Source organism: Paenibacillus nasutitermitis, assembly GCF_014641075.1.
Lineage (GTDB): Bacteria > Bacillota > Bacilli > Paenibacillales > Paenibacillaceae > Paenibacillus_Z > Paenibacillus_Z nasutitermitis.
Window position 1 is genome coordinate 1,042,693 of sequence record NZ_BMHP01000003.1, and the last position, 20,989, is coordinate 1,063,681.

A 20,989-nucleotide genomic window follows, 5' to 3' on the forward strand; every position below is an offset into this window, starting at 1 on the left:
TCGGTTGAAAACCGGACTTTGATTCTCATCCTACTGCGATTGAATTTCAGCTTTAACGAATCTTAACAATGGATTGATACGATTTGTTCAGAAGGGAGAACGGGAGGTAGAGTTTTGAATGTCATACAATTAGGGCCATTACTTCTGAATTTCGAACTACTTATTTTTATATTGTCAGCATTTACAGGTTATTTGGCATTGAAATACCGTTTGAGTAAGGCAAGTGTAGAGGGAAATACCAGCGATAAATTTTTTCATGCATTCATCCTTGGCTTTTTCACATGGAAACTCAGTCTAATCATTTTTGATCCCGTTTCCGTTATTCAATATCCGATGTCTCTTCTTTATTTTAACGGCGGGGATCGGGGAATCGCTATAGCCATATCCATCTCGATCCTATTTCTGGGGATTCGCACACGGAAAGACGGCACTTCCATCATGGTGAACCTGGATGTGATGGGCGTAGGATGGCTAGCTGGCAGCAGCATCTATCATCTTTTACTTTTGACAATCGAAAGCGCCCATCCCATGATCCATATCCTGTACGCTTTATTAAATATGACATTCGCTTTGTTGTTGCATTCAAAAAAAGAAGCTGTCGGCAATCCGATCGTTTTAAACCAATGTTTGATCTGGTATAGCTTAGGGTTGATCGGTATCTTCTTCGCCCAGCAAGAGAGAACATTTTTTGTTTTGGGATTCACCAAGGAACAGATGATCCTTTTCATCGTTTTTATCATTACTTTAGGTATAGATCTCGTTTTGAGCAAGCAAAAAGTGAAGGAGGTTCATTGATGGATAGTCCAACGATATTCGTAGCTCTTATAGCTGGTATTCTTTCTTTCCTTTCTCCTTGTGTATTTCCGCTCATTCCGGCCTATGTATCCCATTTAACCGGATCCTTCGTACAAGAAAATAAAATAAATGTGGAGAAAAGATTGCTATTGATCAGATCCATTAGCTTTATTCTAGGATTCAGTGTGGTATTCGTGGCTATGGGCGCTTCTGCCAGCTTCATCGGTCAATTTTTTGCCGGTAACAGAAACTTGGTTGAAAAAATAAGCGGCTTGCTCATCATTGTCTTTGGTCTACAGATGGCAGGGGTGCTGACTTTGCGCTTTCTTATGTTCAACAAGAATTTCATCAATACCAATACTTCAAAAAAGGGAAATGTAAGTTCTTTTATTCTAGGGCTGGCCTTTGGTTCCGGATGGACTCCTTGTGTGGGGTTGGCATTATCCTCCATCTTACTGCTTGCCGGATCGTCAGAAACCCTGTATAGAGGCATGTTCTTATTATTTTTTTATTCCATTGGTTTAGGAATTCCCTTTCTTATTTTATCCTTGATGCTTACTTATTCATTGGGAATTTTAAAAAAAATCAATCGATGGTTACCTGTTCTCTCCGTCATTAATGGGTGGATCCTAGTTGGGATGGGGCTATTGCTATTTACGGGACAATTACAAAAAATGAGCGCTTGGTTGGCGCAGTTTTCGACATTTACTTATTAAGTGGAGGTGCCTTATGCGAAAAAATGTGGTAGCGATCATAGCTGTACTGGTTTTAGTCATTTGGGGAACTTATGATTACACAACAAAAAATTCAAAACAAGCAGAAACCATGAATCAGCAACAGAATAAGGCAGATGCGGAGGTGGGAATAAAAAAAGGAAACAAAGCACCTGATTTTGAGTTGCTACATTTAAGTGGGAGTCCTGTAAAACTTTCAGATTTCTTAGGTAAGAAATTGATTTTAAACTTTTGGGCGACTTGGTGCCCTCCTTGCAGGGCAGAAATGCCGCACATGGAAAAATTTTATAAGGATAATGAGAAAGATGTTGTTGTACTGGCCGTGAATTTAACCAATACGGAAAAGAAACGAAGTGATGTAACGGCTTTTGTTGAAGATTTCGCTCTTACGTTTCCAATTGTGATGGATGCAGAGGGAAATAAAGCCAGCATGTACCAAATTTTTGCTTACCCAACGTCTTATATGATTGATTCAGAAGGCATCATTCAGGAGATCTTTCAAGGTGCTATTAATTATGACATGATGAAAAAAACAATGTCGAAAATAAATTAATAAAAAAGAAATGAGGAATGGAAATGGGGAGTAGGGTTCAAAAAATGATGTTATTTACTTTGAGTGCATGCCCAATGGGAAGATCGATGGGGACGGTGTTGAGTGAAATCCAGAACAGATATCCACAGATTAAAATTGAAACGATCTATGTTGAAATCATGACCGACATCACCAATTATTATAGAATCAAGAAAAATCCTACGACACTTTTTTTAGATCAGGAAGCAAATGAGTTATACCGCATGGAAGGATTTGTTGAGACAGGAGAAATGGTGGAAATGATCGAAAAGTTACACCATAACGTTCTGCAATTGACCGAGAAGTTCGAGAGTAACCAAGAAACGATTGAAACCTACACGATTTATTTGTATAAGAATAAAGAAATCATGCCCCTGGAAATACATTATCATAATAAAACATCAGTGAAAGCACCTCGAATTACTGTTATCAGTCTGTTGTTAGATGCCCAAATAAACGGTTATGAAAACCCGTTTCCTTTGTCTTCCAAACTAGGATATGTAAACTTTGATCAACATCACGGAGATGCCATGATTTATGTAGATGCGGATCAGGTTGATCCGGCAACGAGGAATAAAATGAAATGTGCTTTAACTAAGACCTTGTCCCATTTTGGAATAAAGGATGTTGAAATCACGATCTCCAATCATGGTCATCAATAGCATGTAAACAAAAACTGGACAGGTTCTTGAATGAAACCTCACCCGGCCGATGATAAAGTCCGGATGTACTTTTTACCAAAATCTATTTCTTAATCGCTCACTCTTCTGGCGGTCACATAGTGTTTTTTCCTGGCAGCCAGGGGAAATTCTCTCTGTTTTTAATGAGTGTCTTCGTCGCTTTTGTACTCCAAAACATCACCTGGCTGACAATCCAAAGTCTTACATATCGCTTCTAATGTTGAAAAACGAACCGCTTTTGCTTTCCCATTTTTCAGAATGGAAAGATTCGCCATAGTAATTCCAACCCTCTCCGAAAGCTCCGTTACGCTCATTTTTCGTTTTGCTAGCATCACATCAATATTAATAATAATTGCCATGTGCTCCACCTCAGACCGTTAATTCATTTTCTGATTTTATATTAATAGCTTCTTGTAAAAGTCTTTGGAGAACAGCAGCAAAAACGGCGATCACCATAGAGGCTAAAATAATGACCAATCCCATTGGGATAAAACTTGGAGGGTCAACTCTCTTCCCCATGAGATAGTAGAGTGGCATACCTAGCAGATACAAGGTACTGATTGTGAAGGCACAGTATTTTATATTCTTTAATGCTTTTACCGATAATTCCGAGAACGCTTGATTCTTATCAATATAGCTTAAAAGTTTAAAAGCTTGATACAGAGCAATGTAAAAAGGAATCGCTGCTGCGTACATATCGATTAAAACGAGAGATTTCATATAAGCCGTTTCTGGATACAATTCACCAGCAAAATTCCCGATCTTAGGCACTAAAAATATGCACAAAGCGAGAATTGGGATTCCAATAAGAATAACAGCTATCTTCAAAAAGAGTGTTTTTCCTCTTATCATAAACTGCACCTCACTTATGTAATGACAGTTTTAACTTTACCACATTATTTATCGTTAAACAATAAATTAATATTGTTTTAATAAGAAAAAAAGCATTTCTCATTAAAAGAAATGCTCTTACTTTAAAATGTAAAATTTATAACTCATTCAACAAAACTACGATTTGACAGCCCCCTCTTTTTTGATTGTTTACTCTCGGTGATTATCAAGCATTTGTTTTAAATACTCTTCAGATTTTCCCTTTGGTATACTGAGGCTTTCCCATTTATTATTTTTTACTTGTTTACCAATATAAACAATTTGTCCCACATGATAAGAATAATGTGCCATTTACCTCTCAATAGCCTCTATTACCAAATGACCTTCTCCACGAATATATATTTTTTTTAATAAATCTTTCTCACTTAAACCAGTTAATGTATCAATTAGGGTTTGCCAGCCCTTTTCCCAAACAATTGTGAGCTCTGACCTTGAAGATATACCATCATCTAAAAATTCTTCGTCACGATTTCTATATTCCTTCTCTCCGTCTGTTGTTAAAAAGTCAGTCCACCTTGAAACCATATTTCCACTTCAGGTTTCCCCGCGGCTCTAAAGGCATCAGCCGTATCCTTCATCGCAGCGTATACGGTATTCATAAGTATGCTGGTACCGATCGGATACATCTCCCACCCCATCGAATCGAGAGTATTCACATAAGTTCCAACGTTGTATCCCGGCTCATACGTATAATGAGCGCCGGCTCCATAAGTAATATGGTTAGAATCAATAGCCCTAACCGCGTCTTGATAGCTTTGAACTGTTGAAGGATCGTTATAAGGATCGCAATCGTCGCAAATGCTCCAACCTAGAATAGCAGGCTTATTTTTCAATTGTGAAATAAAATTAAATTAACAAGTGTAGCTATATTTTCCGGTATAAGCTTAATTCCTTTTACGCCAGCATCATCGACGAAGCTCGTGTCGAAGCCATTCCCTGAGGCAGCTGAAGGGTGCATAACGTTAAAGCCATCTGCAGCTAGTTGGTTCATATCCGCGGAAAGCTTACCCGCCGGCATCTTGTATGAGCTTGCCACTTTCGTCCAGCCCGTTACCCCATCTGCAGAAGAGTGATTCGGGTCGGAATTCAAGCTTGTCGCGCTTGCGGCAGCAGATGTAGCCTGGTTCGGTCCTGATCCGTCATTCACCTCTAGTTCAACAATGCCAAAATAATTCTGAGCCATATTCGCTTCAAGTATTTTTAACCTAACGCCTTTCATATTGGTAACTCTCGCAAAGCTCGCCACATCCGACTCAACCGTGTAGTCATTTGTATGCCAAGGGATTTGACCCCAGGCAACTTCATAAAAACCGAATGGGAAAATGGGCTGTCCGTCGACGGTGAGCGTTCCATCGCTAGTTGAACCTGAGGATGAGGCTGATACCGTTTGAGGGGATTTAAAAAATTAGCAGCAAGGTTAACGAAAAGATAAGCGAAACGATTTTATACTTATTCTTCATCGTAAATCACTCCTTTTTGTGTTAAAGTATTGATCAATTTTTGATCAATCTTTAATCGCTTTTATTGTAAGATCTCCAGAATGGCAAAGATATTCGCCAATTTTGCTTTCCTTGATATTTGTTGCTCAATTATCGAATGGTTACCAAAAAATAGCGCATCCCCCTTGATATCAGCAAGAGAGATGCGCTATTGGATTGATCTAGAAACTTTAGTGCATTGTTTTTAACTTACCACTCGTTTCGAACTGAATCGATCACAAATCAGCTAAATTCACTCATCTTCACTCGAATCAATTTTATTCCTCGAGAGTAACCGGTTTGAAGTCGGCCCAGCTCCATACGCTTCCGCCTCCCCAGCTGAAAAATCCTTCCTTGCCGTGATACTCCCGAAAAAATAAGGCTTTCAGAGTTTTGCTCACACTTGGATCCACATTGATACTAGCAAATGGAATGACTTTAATCGCTTTCCAACGGTCATCTTCAACCTTGGTATAGACCTCCCATTGCGTACTAAAGCCGCTGTTTTGAACAGGACCACTGTATTCGAACTTGACAGCCTTAGGGTTGGCGAAGAACACATAATAAGAGTTTCCGGTCAAATCTCCGGTAAGATATGTCTCTACATCATCATCTCCGCCGCTTGCCCACCAATCACCAGGGGCCGTATCGCTTGCCACAATCTTCGATACGTCATCGTCAAAATTCTCGTAGCCGACATAGAGATTTTCCTCATCCCAAAGCAGACGTACTTTGGTCTCCACGGGAGCCCTATCTGTCGTTCCCATATTGAAGAAATCTGTTGCTGGCTCAGCATCTGCCCATGGTCCTTGACTAAAATCCAGTCCACTAAGGATTTCCTCTTTGCTAGCCGTTGTTTTGATTGCTTTTGCACTTAAATTAGACAGTTCGCCATACTGTAATATCATATTCTCGAAGGTTGTCTTTATCGGTTCGATTCTCTGTTTTGCTTTCTCATCCGCTAATGACCAAGCCTCATTCAACGCCGTCTGCGCTTCATCCTTAATTCCAGCCTCAATAACGTACGATCGAATATACGTTTTTGAACTGACAAGGTAATTTACTGGCTGCTGATCATTTTCCCAGCCTTGCTCGATCAGATCATAATACCGTCTCATCGGCTCCGCCGCGGCTCCATATGCTTTTTCAATAAAATTGTTTTTTAAAGTTGCAAGATCAGCGTCCGGATTCCAGAAAAGCTTCTGCATCAGCCAGAACTGCAAGGCATTAACTCCCCAGTTTGGAGCCGACCCATCCACAATATTTTCAGGAAGAATACCCATAAGTCCCAAATCTCTGTAATACTTCATATCCGCCTGGACTTTCTCAGCAATCGGCCTTTCGTAGGTAGCTGAAGGGAAAGAGCCATAGTAGTTATACATGACGATGTTGTTTGTTTTCTTCAACCAGCCTTGCAATTTCTGCACATATTGATTGTTGGCACTTACCTTGTCCGTATTAATAGGTAAACGGTCATCCCCGGAAATCGGAGCTAAGACAATGACAATATTATCCTCCAGTTCCACTCGAGGGGGGACTTCTGCAAAAAAGTAAGCAAACGTATTAATTTTTACATCCGGATAGGTCTTTTTCACTTCTGCAGCAATCTTATTCAGGAACGAATAGAATACGGTTGATTTATAATCCGCTTCATCTGGATAAATCTTAGTACCATCCGGTAATTCAAAAGGCAAACTGCTTAATTCGCCTTGCATCCAATAATGAGTGTCGTTAATGCCCATTCCCACGTATTCTCTTGGGTTGTTTTTTAAGTATTCCTTCACCCGACCGGCTATCACTCCCGGTACGTCTGGGTGATAGAAGTTAATTTGAGTATCGATCGTCCCCGGAATGTAATTCCCCTCTGCGTCCGTATTGAAATAGTCCGGATGCGTAGCGAAATACTCTTCACTTGGCAACCAGTATACAAGGTCATGCCCGATATTAAAAGCCTTCACTCCCAGACTTTCGTGGTAATCCCAAAGATGTATATTCCCGAATTCTGCAAGCTTGGCATTCAATTTATTGCGTGATATCATCACTTCCGAAGCAGGATCCGAGTGAAACTGCCCCTGAGCCCCGGAGCCTGTAAGATGCCACCCGCGCAGTTGAAACGGAGACTTCTCCCTATAATTCACATGCAGTGCCTGGATAGTTGGCTGTGGATCATATAATGTACCGATTTCATTGGAGCGTGTCCACAGTACACCTGCGTTTTTCTCCATAAAATCATATACGCCATTGAGCACACCCTTTGGTTCTGTTCCGATAATATAAATCAGTTCTCCAACTTGTCGGATTGCAAAGCCATCGGATTGCTGTAAATAAGCAATATCATCCGCAAAAAGCGTTGCCAATCCGGGGTGTGAATCAGGTGTCGCCAGAATAATGCGCACGCTGTTATTATTTATCTCGTTGTTGTCACCCGGGTCGACAGCCTCGACGATCTCAGTTAACGTCACGTCATCGACCCATACTACATCGGTTTCTGACATGAAAATGTAAAGGCGATTAGAATCATATTGCGCATCATCAGCCGGTGCATACTCCATTTCCACTAGCTGCCACTCTTCTCCAGCAGCAGCACCTACAACAGCATCAACATTGGCAGCAGTGTTAGACCCACCGCCGGACTGTAATTCATGAATCGACATACTCAACTTGCCTTCCGATTCCGCTTTAACCCGTGCACTTACTTTGTACCGCTTACCTGGTTGAAGCATTAAGTCTTGTTGGGCAAACATATAGCTTTCACCGTTTAATTCTATGCGCATCGAATGCGCTCCACTATGCGATACTTCTTCGTCATCGAAAACATAGCCGGAAAATCCCCACCAACCAGCCAGATTAGGTACTTCGAATCCGGAATTCGTAATCAGATTGGGAGATTCCTCTACGACCTCAATAAGAGAAACATCATCAATCCACAACGATTCCGTACCTGACATGAAGAAGAAAATCGAATTATAATCGTATATCGCATTCGCAGCCGGCGTATAGACCAATTCCACAAGTCTCCATTGGTCGCTTAGGGTGATTTCCGTCCGATTAGTGACGGGATTGCTGCCGCCGTTTGACAACATCTCATGAATTTCCATATTCATCATTCCCGCTCCGGTACCCTTAACCAAAGCTCTTAATTTATACTGCTTGCCAGGTTCCAGAATAAGGTTTTGAATCGATTGTGCAAACATATAAGCTGAGTTTCCTAAATCCACTCTCATGGAATAGTTACCGCTAAACGATACTCCGGCGTCACTTGTCGCTGAGGGTGAGAACCATCCGCTCGGAACACCTCCATTTGTAAGCTCAAAACCGGAATTCAAGATCAGGTTCGGTTCATATTGAATAGTCATTGTCATCGGATTCAGAGGGGCTCCCGATACGCTTGCTTGAACAACTAATTTATATTCGCCGCTCAACGCAGCTGCCGAAATTTCAACAAAACCATTAACAATTTTCTCCTCATTACTTCCCAGCTCAACTTCTTCCGGCAAATTAACTGTTATCGAGTCGTTATCATTGGACTGCAAATGAACGGTAACCGAAGTCTCTTCATTATTTACGAGATGAATCTGAATCGGATACTGTCCAATTTTCTTAATCATCAATTCATCGGCCGATAACACCGCGCTTACAGATGCTTCCGAATTCCACCTATAGACTGGAAGTTCAGCACCACTCACCATCTTAATCGTATCTTGAAGCTCTTTGGCGGCAAGAGCCATCATATCGTTCGCTGAGGAATCAACGAAAATGTCGGCGTTGGCAATTCCGGAATCAACAATCATCGCGGTTGGCTCTGGAGTTGGTGTTGGCTCCGGAGTTGGTGTTGGCTCCGGAGTCGGTGTTGGCTCCGGAGTCGGTGTTGGCTCCGGAGTCGGTGTTGGCTCCGGAGTCGGTGTTGGCTCCGGAGTCGGTGTTGGCTGCAGTAATCCCCCTCCGCTACCTCCTTGATTTGTATTCCGATGATCCGACGAAACAAGCTCCTTCCCGATCGTAGCCGTTACATTTATTGAAAAATTCACCTTGTTGGGCCACTTGCTGAACTTAACGCCACTTACGCTAAGCGTGGCAGTCTGAATAACCCCGTCGCCGGTTACGCTCGCTGAAGCATTAAATATCATGACCAGAACCTTGGTATCTTTACTTAGCTCGAAGCTTACCGCTCCGGTCACATGCTGGACTTCATCGAATTCTCCATCAAGAACGATTGCAGGGTTTGTTTGATCATTCGGAACGAGAATGATTACTTTCACGAATCCATTCCCCTTCAAATTCTCTTCTTTCAGAATTCCTCCCGAAAGCATTTCAACTTCTTGGATCACCGTAGTTCCTTCAGCTACGATTCGAATCTGAGAGTTCCATTTATCAACTATTAAAGTACCTGTCAGGTTGGAATCGCGAATAATGATGCTGTTTTTTCCGCCACCTAGAATGTACGTCGATCCTTTAACCGTAACACCATTAAGTAAGATTTCTCCCTCTCCGACACCTTGCGTGATGAACAAGTCGCCCGATACGACCATATTTTTCAGTGCGACTTCGTCCGTATTAACGACTAGATTTCCGTTAACATCGGACTCGTAACTGCCCTTCTCCTTTACTAGAGTTCCCATCACATTGTCTATCATCTGAATAACTTCAGATCGTGTCGTAGTCTCTTTGGGCTTAAACTGATTATTTCCTTTCCCTTTAACGTAACCTTTGACCTTCAATGCCAACACGTCCGCTACCGCATAGGAAGAAATGGACGATGAATCTGTAAAACCTTCACTAGTTTTCGAATCTGATTTCACCTTAAACGCACGGGCTACAATAACCGCGGCATCCTGGCGAGTAATCTGCTTGTTTGGTTCAAACTTATTGTCACCTGCTCCCTTAATTATTCCGGCGGAATGCAGCTTGATTACATCTTGCGAATACCAGGATTTATCGCCTACATCCGTGAACGGATTTGTGCTAGCCAGAGTTTCAGGCAAGTTAAACACCCTATTAATCAATGCAGCGAATTCAGCCCGGGTGATCGGACTATCCGGATGGTAGTTTTGATCTTTATCCCCCTTGAGCAAACCGAGCCCTATCCATTTGTTTAAGACCTCTTCCGCCCAGTGATTTGAAATCGTTGTCTTACTCTGATTCGAAATCGTTCCATCACTCTGATTGGTAATAGCCGTCTCATTAGCCGCGATAGCTTGAGTTGGCAACAGCATCGTCACAAGCAAACTCACGATTAGCATTAAAGATAATATACGTTTAGTACGAAACCTTACCACAAGACCAGCTCCTCCAAAAATAGAATTTTGCGCATAACAAAGAAACCATAGCCATCCATCGCTCCACTACTTAATGAATCGTGGACTTATATATGGTTCGATCTATCCCAAATTGCCCCCCTTAACCCCAATAATATAAACCGCTTACATTAATATTATAAGTCAGCCGAATACACTAAACTATTTGCCAATCTTGCTTTCCTTGACATCTGTTGCGGTGTTCTATCATCATCTAATCCGTACTCTCTCATCATTAGAACGATAAAATAAATAGCCTCCCGTCTATTCAACAAGAGGCTTCCATGATTTGGCATACCCGACAATCCATCGTCTGGTGGAGAAGCGGAATGATGCACCTGATGAACATCCCCGCCGTCGGTTATCTCCTCAGAATACCTCCTGCAATGTCAGCTCGACCATTACGATACCTCGACCAGGGACATATAAGCTGAATTCCGAGCCTCGTGGGGTAACTGGGACTCCAGGGAAATCGGTTAAGACCGTTATGCGCTCGATGGGATGTCCTACATCAAGATGCGCCGATTTGTAATTGATATGCAGATTGGAGATAAGGATCCGCAGGCGATTAGGAGCCATCTCCAGCACAGCTGTACGAATAAATGTCTCATTTCTCAATACTTTCGGCACATTCGTCTGCTCAATAATTCCCTCAACGCAACTGGTCAAGAACTCTTCACTTACTGGATTAAAATGAAGGCTCTCAAGCCAGTTTATTCCCTCTTTGATCCAGGTAGGGGTAGACTGATGTACCTCTAGGTGTACACGATCTGCATTGCGCTCCATCGTAAAGGCTTTCGCCACTGCACCATAGTGATCCCTTATTACGCAAAATAGCTCGTTTACTTCACAGTCTATCCGCCATTCGGCGATGGCCGGGATCCGGGAAATACGCTCCGTCATCATGCCGATTAGAACTGACGAGCCATTCCTATAATCCAGTATGCTTTGCAATTCATCATCAGGTAACAAGTGCAGTAAAGTAACGAGAATCGGTCCATCGGATTGTGGAATATCTTTCACATTAACGATTGAGTGCAAGGGTGCCCCGAGGGAGATCAATTCAGTCATATATTTGTGAACAGGCCATTGACGGGAAACAGAATAGTCCTCCAATGAATGATGAAGAAGTTGATCGGACCATACCATAGGGATGCCAATGATTCGCTGGGGCTCCTCATCGAACCCCCCATCCCACCTCTTGGATATCCAATTCCATCCATCTCGGCTAATCCCATCTCCGAGGCAAGCCATGAAACCTCCTGAACAACGGCTTATCCCTGACGAATCCTGCAAATACAAATTGGACAAAGAGTAGATATCCCTCTCGAGCGCTGTAGGCGCATGACTTAGCGCATCCCACTGCTCATTCGTATCTTGGATCGCATTCAGGCATATCAGCATCGTGTCCGGCACGTAGGCCTTAATGGTCAGCAACATCGCCATGAATTCCGAATCCGGCTCATATTCCGTTTCCCCAGCACCTACTGAAAGGGATGCTCCAACCGTTTCGACGACAAAGCCGTCTATTCCGGAATCCGCAAGCCGGCGATAGTCGACACCGTATCGGTATAAAGCTTCGAACGGATCTCTGGTCCATGCTGTATTAAGGAAGGCTTTTTTCCCTTCCTGACGAATGGCCGACATTATTTTATCCCACAACTGTCCCCATCGTTCACTATGAAACCGAATCCATTCCAGACGCCTGTGATTCCAGATCCAATCAGCCCGCTGCTCCATCTCAAGCGGATTGTCATCGCAAGGAGCCGCGAATCCTGCTTCTATTTCTACTGCGGTCGCGGTTATGAATTGCTCGACCATATCATCGGAATAATCTGTTACTTCGAGGCTTAGCCTTGGACTTGTATATCCGTCTGCGCCATGATAACCATCAAAACCGTAGTCACGCATAACTCTCATTAAATCTTGGACGAACAAGTCTTCATACCAGCTTCCATCCTTAAAGCGTTTAAGCGGATTAATCGCCGGAAATGCTTTTCCCGTCTTCCTCATCTCATAGAGCTCTGGATGAGCGGCACACCATGTGCTTTCGCGTAGCGTATCTCCGTCGTGAAATTGATAAATATCAAAAAAGCTGCAATAGATGTCGATGCCATGCTTCTGCAATTCCTCTACCAAACTTCGCAACTGAAAGTTGGTCCATTCTTGCCTATCGTGGAGCTTGCCGTATGGACGTGCACCGTATGAACATACTTCCATCGGCAACTGCCACTCGCTTTCCATGCCCTTATGGGCGTGAACGAAATCTGGAGTATACAAAAGGAAGAAGATACTCTCCGGAATGAACCCCACTGTGTCCAAATATGCAGCGACACCGAAGTCACTCTCCCGATTATCGAACCCGATTAATTCAATCCATATCCATCTTTCATAGCTTGCAGCTTTCATTCTGCACCTCTTCATTATTGAATAATTTCATCCCTTTACGCTCCCAAGCACGATTCCCTTCACAAAAAACTTCTGCAGAAAGGGGTAGACGATGAGAATCGGCAACGCACCCAAGAAAATCTGTGCCGCCCTTGTCGTCCGTTCGGATATTTCCAGAATCCCGGCCAGATTCCGTGGATCCATCTTCATCGGATTGCTGTTAATGACCAATAGCTGCAAATACGTAGATAACGGGTAGTTCTTCGGAAAATTCATATAGATCAGCCCGTCGAACCACGAGTTCCAATGAAAGACCATCGTGAACAAGGATATTGTAGCCAAGACCGGATAAGACATCGGTACATACATTTTCCACAATACGAGCCAATGTCCCGCTCCATCGATGAAAGCCGACTCTTCAATCTCTCTGGGTAATCCCCGGAAAAAATTCATCAATAAAATAACATTAAATACGGACACCGCACTCGGAATGATCAGCGCCCATATCGTATCAATCAAGCCTGTCATACTGACAACCATATACGTAGGAATAAGGCCGCCATTGAACAAAATGGTGAATACAAAAAACCAGGCATACCAGCTGCGAATTCTCAGATCCTTGCTCTCCTTGGACAGCGGATACGCGCACAGCAGCGACAGTCCCATGTTAATAATAAAACCGATAACAAGTCTCTGGAACGTGATGCCAAATGAGCTTATGAACTCCTGCTTCTGCAAAATATACGAATAGGAGGCAAACGTGAAATTTACAGGCAACAGCTTAACCAAGCCGGCTGATGCTGCTGCGCTGGAGCTGAAGGAAATAGACAGCACCTGAAAAAGCGGAAGCAGGCAAAGCAAGGAAAGCAAAATGAGAAAAGTGTAGTTACCGACAACGAAAACTTTTCGGCTTACAGACACCCGTTGCTGCATGTGAAACATTCCTCTCGTTAAAAAATGCGATAATTGACCAATCGATATGCCAAGAAATAGGAAATGGTAATAAGAATAAAGGAAACCACCGATTTGAACAATCCGATCGCAGTCGCAACCCCGAATTGCGCATCAAGCAAACCGATCCGGTAGATTAATGTATCCAGAATATCTCCGCTTTCATATACGCTCGGGCTGTACAGATTGAATACTTGATCGAAGCCGGCGTTCAGCACATTGCCCAAGCTCAACGTAGCCATGAGCACGATAACCGGCACCATTCCCGGCAATGTAATATGCCACATTTGTCTCGTATGATTAGCCCCATCCACAATAGCCGCTTCGTACAGTGCAGGATTAATTCCGGTAATTGCGGCCAAAAATACGATCGTGCTGAAGCCGAATTCCTTCCAAACATCAGAGAGGATAAGCACTGAAGGAAACCATTGATTGCTGCCCAGGAAAAAAACCGAATCCAACCCAACAAAGTTCAGAAGCTGGTTAACAATCCCCTCCGAAGGCGACAAAATATCAACAAGCACTCCACCGAGAATAACCCAGGACAGAAAATGCGGTAAATAAATGAGTGTCTGAACTCCTCGTTTAATGAGCAAATGCTTCAATTCATTGATAAGTACAGCAACGAAGATGGGAACCACTAAGCCCAGCAATATCTTCATAGTTGCGATAAATACCGTATTACCAAGTACCTGCCATATATCAGGCATCTGCAGAACATACCGGAAATTACCTAAACCGATCCAATCAGAACCGAACAAGCCATTGGTGGGAATAAATTTCTGAAAGGCGATACCAAATCCTATCATCGGATAGTAGCAATAAATAAGAAGTATAATAATCCCGGGTACAAGCATTAAATGCAAAGGAAGCTCGCGCCTTGTCTTCTTTATATTCATCCTGTTCATTCCCTTACTCTGAGTATCCCATCATCCCGATATAAGCTAGATTGGGTTGAGCAATATCCATCCTGCCGTATTGGATAATCACTTCAATATTGCTTCTGAACCGCAGCGAATACTGAAGCTGCCGCTCCAACCGGATGCCGCCGATTTCATCCGGATGATCCATGCGGATGCATTTTACTCGCTTCGCCTGTGCGGTAATCCTGATATTCTCGTCCGGATCCCGATCCTCGTAATAGATATCCATGAAGATCTCTGCATCTTCATTCTGACAATTCAGTATCATTACCGCTTCATGGCCTTCGAAAATATCACCTTCTACTTTCCCCTTGTAAGGTAAATAACCATCGACGATATACCAGTTTTTAGCGCCTTCTTTTCTCACGCGTTGTCCTCCTTAATTGACCGATATCGTCGCTGTTTCTTTCCAAGTCCTGCTTAAATGCCTGACCAGCTTCGACATCGATTCATATCCGGTTTCGGTTACAAGCAAGCTTTCCTCGATCCGGTTTGAACCATGAGGGTGTCCAAATAGACTCACGTCCGTATTCACCGTCATTCCCGCTACAAATTTCGCTTCAGAATGCTCGTCAGGATAAGGAGATTCAGCTTCCGCTAAACCGCAACCGTGTAATGGCGGATAAAGGTCATATTCGGTGACGTTCTTCTCTTTGAAGTACGCTTTAACCGCGCGTACAACTTCGTTCTGGTTCGCTCCTGCTTTTATCTGGCTTAACGCAGCATCCTCGGCTTCGACCAGAATATCGATAAACGCTTTCTGTTCCTCACTCATATCACCAGCGACGAAAGGAAAATTTATAGTAGCCACATATCCTTCGACTTGAACCGCCATAGCAGCCATAATCATATCCCCGTCTTCAATCACCTTTCCGGATGCTCTTCCAATGATCGTATTGACTCTTGCGCCGCTTGTTAAGAGACAGAACGGGATATTTTCCGCGCCTTGTTTCGTGCATTCCCCATAAGCCAGCGAGGCCAGCTCAAGCTCCGTCATGCCCGGCTTCACTTGTTCAATCATTAACTTGTAGCCCGCATCGGCAATCCTCGCCGCTTCTTGCAGACAGGCAACTTCATTAGCCGTCTTGGTCATTCTGAGCTGGAATAGCAAATCGCCTGCGTCGACGATTTCGATTCCCGCGAAGCTGTCTCCGATGACCTTCATTAAAGGTTCCGGCATCGCATCGATGCCTACGATCCCTAATCTTCGCAACGGTTCGTTTTCTTGTATCCCTTTGCAGATCTCGGTCAAGCTTGTATAGTACGCCTGAGGATATTCGATTTTGTCCGGTACCGTCACGCATGCGAATTCGGGAAGCAGCCGCACATCAGGCCATGCGCTCATTTCGCGGCAAAACATTTCTCCTTCCGGTGCGGCAATGACAAAAGGCTCGCTTGTCAGAGGAACCATGACGGCTCCCCTCTCGAATAATGGCCAATAGTTGCTCATATAGCGCAAGTTCTCTTTCCTGTACTCATCCCCATAGATTAAACAAGCTTGCATTTCTTTTTCTCTCATTAACTCTTTTAACTTTTCGACTCTTGCGGTAAATTCTTCTTTAGGAATTTTAATCATGATGAATCTCCCCACACTTCCTAGTTATTCAAACAATTTTTATAAGAATATTCTCATAATAAATGTCGAAGTTTATCTTGATTTACAGATCAATGATTCCCATCATCTAAAAATTCGGCGGGGTTGCTGCACATTAAGGTTCTGATCTGTTCGGAGGTTATTCCTGCATCTTCCATCATAGGGACTATATTCGTTATGACATGGTCATAACCCCAGCCTCCGTAGTTGTGAAGACAGGTTTTCAGGCATACGTCGTTGGATATTAATATTTTCGAAAGAAAACCCCAATCAATGAGTTGCTTAATGGCTCTTACTCTCTCGATGTCTCTGGCAAAAAGACCTCTTAAGACACTTCTGTCCTTCTTATCGGCATAGAACTCTTTGCCGAAATTATCAAACTCCACGTAAACTCCCAAGTTGAGAAGGTCCTTTATATAATCCATCTTGATATCAACGTCAATGTGATTAATACATATTTTTTCAGCAGCAGCACCATGCTCAGTAAGGATACTCACCACTTCATAGCCGTTCGTTGTATACAGATCTGTATGCACATGCAACCCAAGGCCGGTTTCCTTCTGAACGATCGCCGATGCGATTAGCGTCTTTTTTTCATTCGGGTAAATGATCTCGCTTGTTCCAATCTCGCCTATAACACCTGCTTTAATATCCGTTCCATCCATACCAACATAGATCTCATTAAAGATTTCTTCTGCAATATGATCTACTGTTCGGCTATCCATATCGCTAGGGTGAGATTTGTTAATATAGTATCCGCAGCCTGCTACAATTTTAATGTCCAATTCTCTGGATAACCCGGCTAGCAGAACAGGATCCCTGCCTATGTCCCGCAGTGTAAGATCAACAAAAGTCGTTCCTCCTGCTTTCTTAAACTTCAGCAGCTCATCCCTTACGACCTGCTCATCATCAATTACCGCATTGTCCAGAACAGCATAGGGGTTACGCATTAATCTTCCGATATTCGTAATTCCCACTCGTTCCTGAGCCAATTTCTTACGCGAAATTTCGCTGACAGCGGGCACCAGGTTTCTCAAATCGATAAAAGCATGCTCATGGGGTAATACCCACCCCAGGCTATCCGATCGGCACTTCCCCGTTACGGTCATAACGGACATCGCTTTCGCCTCCTGCTCGCTTATGCTTCATACATGCCGGGAAGCCGCATATCCCGTGAATCTTACGCAATATGGGCTTCTCGAGTGTTGGATTATTATTTGCTAGCTTTCCATTTCGCTACTTCTTCCGTAATGGTATCTCCGCCAAGCTTCTTCCAATTCGCCACGAATTCATCGAAGGCATCGATGGAAGACTCTCCCATCACGATTTTCGTAAATGCTTCCAATTCCATTTTCAGTAACGTCGCTTGTTTCTCAACCATCGTCGGCGTAGGACCGGAAATAAATTCGGTCAGCTGAAATCCATCATGCTTATGATAGTCATATAATAATGAAATAGCATCGTAGAATCGGGTATATCCCCATCCAGACTTATCGCCTTTGTTAAAATCGTTAATGCCTTTATAGAAGTTCGCTTGACCCGGATTGCTGGCTACATTCAAAAGGGATTCATCCTGCTTTTCCAGCGCATTCTTCACATCCTCGTATAGTTCAACGTTCTGAATAGGATTGGAAGCTTGTACCAGAGCATACTGCCATTTGCCGATATCCCCGTCCTGATTCATATCCGTGAGGGGATACTTGCTCCTGTCCCATTGATGGCTCGCAGCATTAAGCAGCTTCACTACAGCTTCCGGATTCTTCATCCCTTTGCGAACGACGTAATATTGATTTACATTGTAGGCCGTTTGCGCCTTAGCCTTCTGGCCATCGATCGATGGCAGCAGGAACGGCTTCCACTCCATTTTTTCATCCAGCGTTTTTCCATCCAGGAACAGCAACGGAGACCAATCGGCGCCATAGAACATCCCCAGCTTGCCTGCATTGACGGTTTGGATGAATTTCTCCTTGTCTTTCACTCCGAACTCGCGATCGATATACCCGTCTTTATACATCATCTGCAGCTTTTCTAACGCTTGCTTCATTTCCGGTTGAATACTTCCGTACACGAGCTTACCGGATGCATCCGCAACCCAGCTTTTCGGATAGGCATGATAGCCGTTGAAAAATCCGTCCAAGCCCGGCTCCAAACCATAAAAGTCTTTGGCAGCTCCCAATCCCTGAGTATCCTTCTTGTTGTTACCATCCGGATCCTGATTGACGAACGCTTCCGCAATCTTGAATACATCCTCCATCGTTTTGGGCTCGGGCAGATTGAGCTTTTCCAGCCAGTCGGCACGAACCCAGAGCAAGGAAGCGGTGTCGAATGAGCCCGGGTTTACCGGAAGACCAAACAATTTTCCATTGAAAGTAGCCGATGCAAGACCGACTCCGCCATCCTTCTTCAACATCTCTTTCGCGAGGGGCGTACCGTACTTTTCAAGCACTTCGGTTAAATCGACCAGTTGATCGGCTTCGACCAGTTGGTTGAGTTGAATGCCGTTGACGGGCATAATATCAGCTAATTGATTGGATGCCATGGCAATATTGAACTTCTGCTCGTATTGCGTTGGATCGGAGACCCATAAATACTTGAGCTTAATGCCGAATTCGTTTTCATATAATTTCGTCCAAGCATTATTGTCGATCGTTTCTCCGTTTTCAAACTTCGTCGTCGGATCTAATGTCCTTATTGCCGTCACTTCGATTGGCGGATCGATCTTTCCCATCGGATCAATCGCGGTTTCGCCTTTGCCATTCGGGGCACTCTCTTGCGTACCGTTTTCCTGTTTATTGGATGGTTGCGTATTATTCCCTTCGCTTTTCTTTGTGCAAGCCGAAGTAAGAACAAGCATACACGCCAATACGGTTAACGCAATCCATTTTGCGGACTTACTCTTCATGCCTTATCCCCCTAATTATTTTTACCTGCTCCATAAGTATAAAAGATCAAAAAAATCGAAGCTATTTGCCATTCTTGCTTTCCTTGACATCTGTTGCGCTCTTCTATTCATTCGTCGCAAGAAACAACTCTCTGTACTCCTGTGGCGTCATTTTGAACATTTTCTTAAACGAGCGGTTAAATTGGGGGGCCGCCTCATAACCCACATTGGAAGCAATCTCCTGGATTTTCATAGACGTCTCCGCCAATTGTTTCTGGGCTTTCTTCATCCGCTCTTCGGTGATATAGTCGGACAGCATCGTTCCAGTCATCCGCTTATACAAACGGGATAGATAGGTCGGACTGTGATGAACCAATGCGGACAGCTTCGTCAAAGAAAGATCCCCGCCGAGATGGGTTTGCACATACTGATGGATGGAAGCAATCAGCCGCTCGCTTTGATCTTCGGGAACAGATTCGTATTGCCCGAGAAGATAATCGGCAACCTTGGCCAAATAAGCAGCGGCGTCGGTCCATGTTTCATGCGCATCGTACTGCGTCGTTTTTCCAAGATCCAGCTTCATGAACAGTTCATCGAACAGCCCTGCCCGAATCGCGAAGGAAATCAAGTGGAGCGACACCGCATAGAAAAGCTCCAGTTGGAACTTATACCCGGATACACCGTCGGCATTCATCATATCGGCATACAATTCGTGAAATTGCTCCCTTTGACCGCTGATTAAATATTGTTCCAGCAGCTCGAGCTGCTTCTTATTATGCTGCGATTCAGATAGGCGGTAGCGCCGCCCCTGCTCCGAATGGGAGCCGAACTTATCCGAATCCTGGATGAGTAATTCGTGTCCGTTATTGGAACTCTGACCGAGCAGAGCCTTCAAGTAGTAAAATTGAGTGCCAAGATTGTCCCATTCGACAGGTCCGCGCCCCATAACGAGCGATACCGATAATTTCAGCAGCTGCCTGCACGTCCGTTGAACAGCCTCCATAATGCCGTATACTCTTGTTTTCAAATGCTGCCATGCCTGCTTCTCCTGCTCCTCATCCCAGCTATCTCTCGCCAGAAATTCTCTGGGCTGCATGAACCACACCAGCTTATTAGACTCAAACACGACGGAAACATTCACAACCGTCGGGGCCAAATATTCCTCCGCAATGTTCTGACAGGCATAGATAAGGAGCATGCGGTCCAATTCGGTTGCATCCTCCATCCACCCGTCCGCTCTCCCGGTTACAAGAAACACCCCTTTATCGAGCAATAAGGGAATTTCCGACTCTGCCAATCTTTTCTCTAATTCTTTCGGAGGCGGCGAGGGATTGCGCATCAGATCAAACAGCGTATTTTTCTGCAGTGCAGGGATTGCCAACTGCAGCTTTTTTCTCGCATTCCGCATATAGTCGGCGCCATCTTCAACCTTATCCAGTTCCGCAAACGCTTTTTCCACGGCGGCCAGAATAATATGGTCATCTTCATTCTTCAACACATAATCGACTACACCGCCTGTACGGATTGCATGGCGGGTGTAATCGAAGTCGTTATATCCCGTAAGGAAGATCAGTTTACATCGCGGCCAGCTTTCGATGATTTGCTTATGTAGCTCAATCCCGCTCATTCCCGGCATGCGGATATCCGAAATCACGACATCAATCCGAATTTGTTTCAGGCAATCCAATGCTTCATAGACGTTATAAGCCCGATGAGCCTCAAGCTCCAAGTGGGCGGCTTCGCGAAGCATCCGGTACATGCTGTTTACAATAAGCGGTTCGTCATCGACGATCAGTATTCGATACATCT

The 20,989-nt window shown here is 43.9% G+C and carries 16 protein-coding genes and 1 pseudogene; 4 read left to right on the plus strand and 13 right to left on the minus strand.

Annotated elements, in window-relative coordinates:
• Positions 1–114 precede the first annotated feature (114 nt).
• The 4 genes from IEY46_RS23410 to IEY46_RS23425 are packed head-to-tail and all read left to right on the plus strand — an operon-like array spanning position 115 to position 2,762.
• Positions 115–795: a hypothetical protein gene (locus IEY46_RS23410; protein ID WP_188995564.1), complete on the plus strand. Its 681-nt coding sequence runs from the start codon at positions 115–117 to the stop codon at positions 793–795.
• Positions 795–1,511 (plus strand): cytochrome c biogenesis CcdA family protein, encoded by a 717-nt coding sequence (locus IEY46_RS23415; RefSeq protein WP_188995566.1) that lies wholly within the window; start codon positions 795–797, stop codon positions 1,509–1,511. Before IEY46_RS23410 ends, IEY46_RS23415 begins: the two co-directional genes overlap by 1 nt.
• A 13-nt stretch (positions 1,512–1,524) precedes the next feature.
• Positions 1,525–2,082 (plus strand): TlpA family protein disulfide reductase, encoded by a 558-nt coding sequence (locus tag IEY46_RS23420; RefSeq protein ID WP_188995567.1) that lies wholly within the window; start codon positions 1,525–1,527, stop codon positions 2,080–2,082.
• Positions 2,083–2,105: 23 nt separating this feature from the next.
• Positions 2,106–2,762, plus strand: a complete 657-nt coding sequence (locus IEY46_RS23425; protein ID WP_188995569.1) for a thioredoxin family protein — start codon at positions 2,106–2,108, stop codon at positions 2,760–2,762.
• A 158-nt stretch (positions 2,763–2,920) separates the two neighbouring features.
• On the opposite strand, the gene IEY46_RS23430 is transcribed toward IEY46_RS23425, so the two are convergent.
• The 13 genes and pseudogenes from IEY46_RS23430 to IEY46_RS23495 form a co-directional block, all read right to left on the minus strand.
• Positions 2,921–3,139 carry a helix-turn-helix domain-containing protein gene (locus IEY46_RS23430; protein WP_188995571.1) on the minus strand — a complete coding sequence of 73 codons (219 nt, stop codon included), beginning with the start codon at positions 3,137–3,139 and terminating at the stop codon, positions 2,921–2,923.
• A gap of 10 nt (positions 3,140–3,149) precedes the next feature.
• On the minus strand, positions 3,150–3,632 hold the full coding sequence (locus tag IEY46_RS23435; protein WP_188995573.1) for a DUF2975 domain-containing protein: 483 nt from the start codon (positions 3,630–3,632) through the stop codon (positions 3,150–3,152).
• Between the two features lie 189 nt (positions 3,633–3,821).
• Positions 3,822–4,205: pseudogene (locus tag IEY46_RS23440) on the minus strand (DUF1572 family protein); the annotation flags it as partial.
• 295 nt (positions 4,206–4,500) lie between these two features.
• Entirely contained in the window at positions 4,501–4,890 is a 390-nt protein-coding gene (locus IEY46_RS23450) for a hypothetical protein (RefSeq protein WP_188995587.1), read from the minus strand.
• Between the two features lie 537 nt (positions 4,891–5,427).
• Complete coding sequence (locus tag IEY46_RS23455; protein ID WP_229750483.1) at positions 5,428–10,425, minus strand: DUF4838 domain-containing protein; 4,998 nt, start codon at positions 10,423–10,425, stop codon at positions 5,428–5,430.
• A gap of 387 nt (positions 10,426–10,812) precedes the next feature.
• Positions 10,813–12,852: a hypothetical protein gene (locus tag IEY46_RS23460; protein ID WP_188995591.1), complete on the minus strand. Its 2,040-nt coding sequence runs from the start codon at positions 12,850–12,852 to the stop codon at positions 10,813–10,815.
• A 27-nt stretch (positions 12,853–12,879) separates the two neighbouring features.
• On the minus strand, positions 12,880–13,764 hold the full coding sequence (locus IEY46_RS23465; protein ID WP_188995593.1) for a carbohydrate ABC transporter permease: 885 nt from the start codon (positions 13,762–13,764) through the stop codon (positions 12,880–12,882).
• A gap of 17 nt (positions 13,765–13,781) precedes the next feature.
• A complete protein-coding gene (locus IEY46_RS23470) occupies positions 13,782–14,681 on the minus strand; it encodes an ABC transporter permease (protein ID WP_188995595.1) in 900 nt (299 codons plus the stop codon).
• 13 nt (positions 14,682–14,694) lie between these two features.
• Positions 14,695–15,072 (minus strand): sensory rhodopsin transducer, encoded by a 378-nt coding sequence (locus IEY46_RS23475; RefSeq protein ID WP_188995597.1) that lies wholly within the window; start codon positions 15,070–15,072, stop codon positions 14,695–14,697.
• Positions 15,073–15,084: 12 nt separating this feature from the next.
• A complete protein-coding gene (locus IEY46_RS23480) occupies positions 15,085–16,281 on the minus strand; it encodes a M24 family metallopeptidase (RefSeq protein WP_188995599.1) in 1,197 nt (398 codons plus the stop codon).
• Positions 16,282–16,370: 89 nt separating this feature from the next.
• Entirely contained in the window at positions 16,371–17,417 is a 1,047-nt protein-coding gene (locus IEY46_RS23485; RefSeq protein WP_188995601.1) for a phosphotriesterase family protein, read from the minus strand.
• Positions 17,418–17,512: 95 nt separating this feature from the next.
• Positions 17,513–19,201, minus strand: a complete 1,689-nt coding sequence (locus IEY46_RS23490) for an extracellular solute-binding protein (protein WP_188995603.1) — start codon at positions 19,199–19,201, stop codon at positions 17,513–17,515.
• Positions 19,202–19,304: 103 nt separating this feature from the next.
• Positions 19,305–20,987, minus strand: a complete 1,683-nt coding sequence (locus IEY46_RS23495) for a response regulator (RefSeq protein WP_188995605.1) — start codon at positions 20,985–20,987, stop codon at positions 19,305–19,307.
• Positions 20,988–20,989 lie beyond the last annotated feature (2 nt).

Excerpts from the sequence above, each read along its gene's own strand:
- IEY46_RS23450 (WP_188995587.1), bottom strand. The coding sequence starts at position 4,890 with ATGAAAGGCGTTAGGTTAAAAATACTTGAAGCGAATATGGCTCAGAAT.
- IEY46_RS23490 (WP_188995603.1), bottom strand. The coding sequence starts at position 19,201 with ATGAAGAGTAAGTCCGCAAAATGGATTGCGTTAACCGTATTGGCGTGT.
- IEY46_RS23460 (WP_188995591.1), bottom strand. The coding sequence starts at position 12,852 with ATGAAAGCTGCAAGCTATGAAAGATGGATATGGATTGAATTAATCGGG.
- IEY46_RS23470 (WP_188995595.1), bottom strand. The coding sequence starts at position 14,681 with ATGAATATAAAGAAGACAAGGCGCGAGCTTCCTTTGCATTTAATGCTT.
- IEY46_RS23415 (WP_188995566.1), top strand. The coding sequence starts at position 795 with ATGGATAGTCCAACGATATTCGTAGCTCTTATAGCTGGTATTCTTTCT.
- IEY46_RS23485 (WP_188995601.1), bottom strand. The coding sequence starts at position 17,417 with ATGTCCGTTATGACCGTAACGGGGAAGTGCCGATCGGATAGCCTGGGG.
- IEY46_RS23480 (WP_188995599.1), bottom strand. The coding sequence starts at position 16,281 with ATGATTAAAATTCCTAAAGAAGAATTTACCGCAAGAGTCGAAAAGTTA.
- IEY46_RS23435 (WP_188995573.1), bottom strand. The coding sequence starts at position 3,632 with ATGATAAGAGGAAAAACACTCTTTTTGAAGATAGCTGTTATTCTTATT.
- IEY46_RS23420 (WP_188995567.1), top strand. The coding sequence starts at position 1,525 with ATGCGAAAAAATGTGGTAGCGATCATAGCTGTACTGGTTTTAGTCATT.
- IEY46_RS23465 (WP_188995593.1), bottom strand. The coding sequence starts at position 13,764 with ATGCAGCAACGGGTGTCTGTAAGCCGAAAAGTTTTCGTTGTCGGTAAC.
- IEY46_RS23430 (WP_188995571.1), bottom strand. The coding sequence starts at position 3,139 with ATGGCAATTATTATTAATATTGATGTGATGCTAGCAAAACGAAAAATG.
- IEY46_RS23495 (WP_188995605.1), bottom strand. The coding sequence starts at position 20,987 with ATGTATCGAATACTGATCGTCGATGACGAACCGCTTATTGTAAACAGC.
- IEY46_RS23425 (WP_188995569.1), top strand. The coding sequence starts at position 2,106 with ATGGGGAGTAGGGTTCAAAAAATGATGTTATTTACTTTGAGTGCATGC.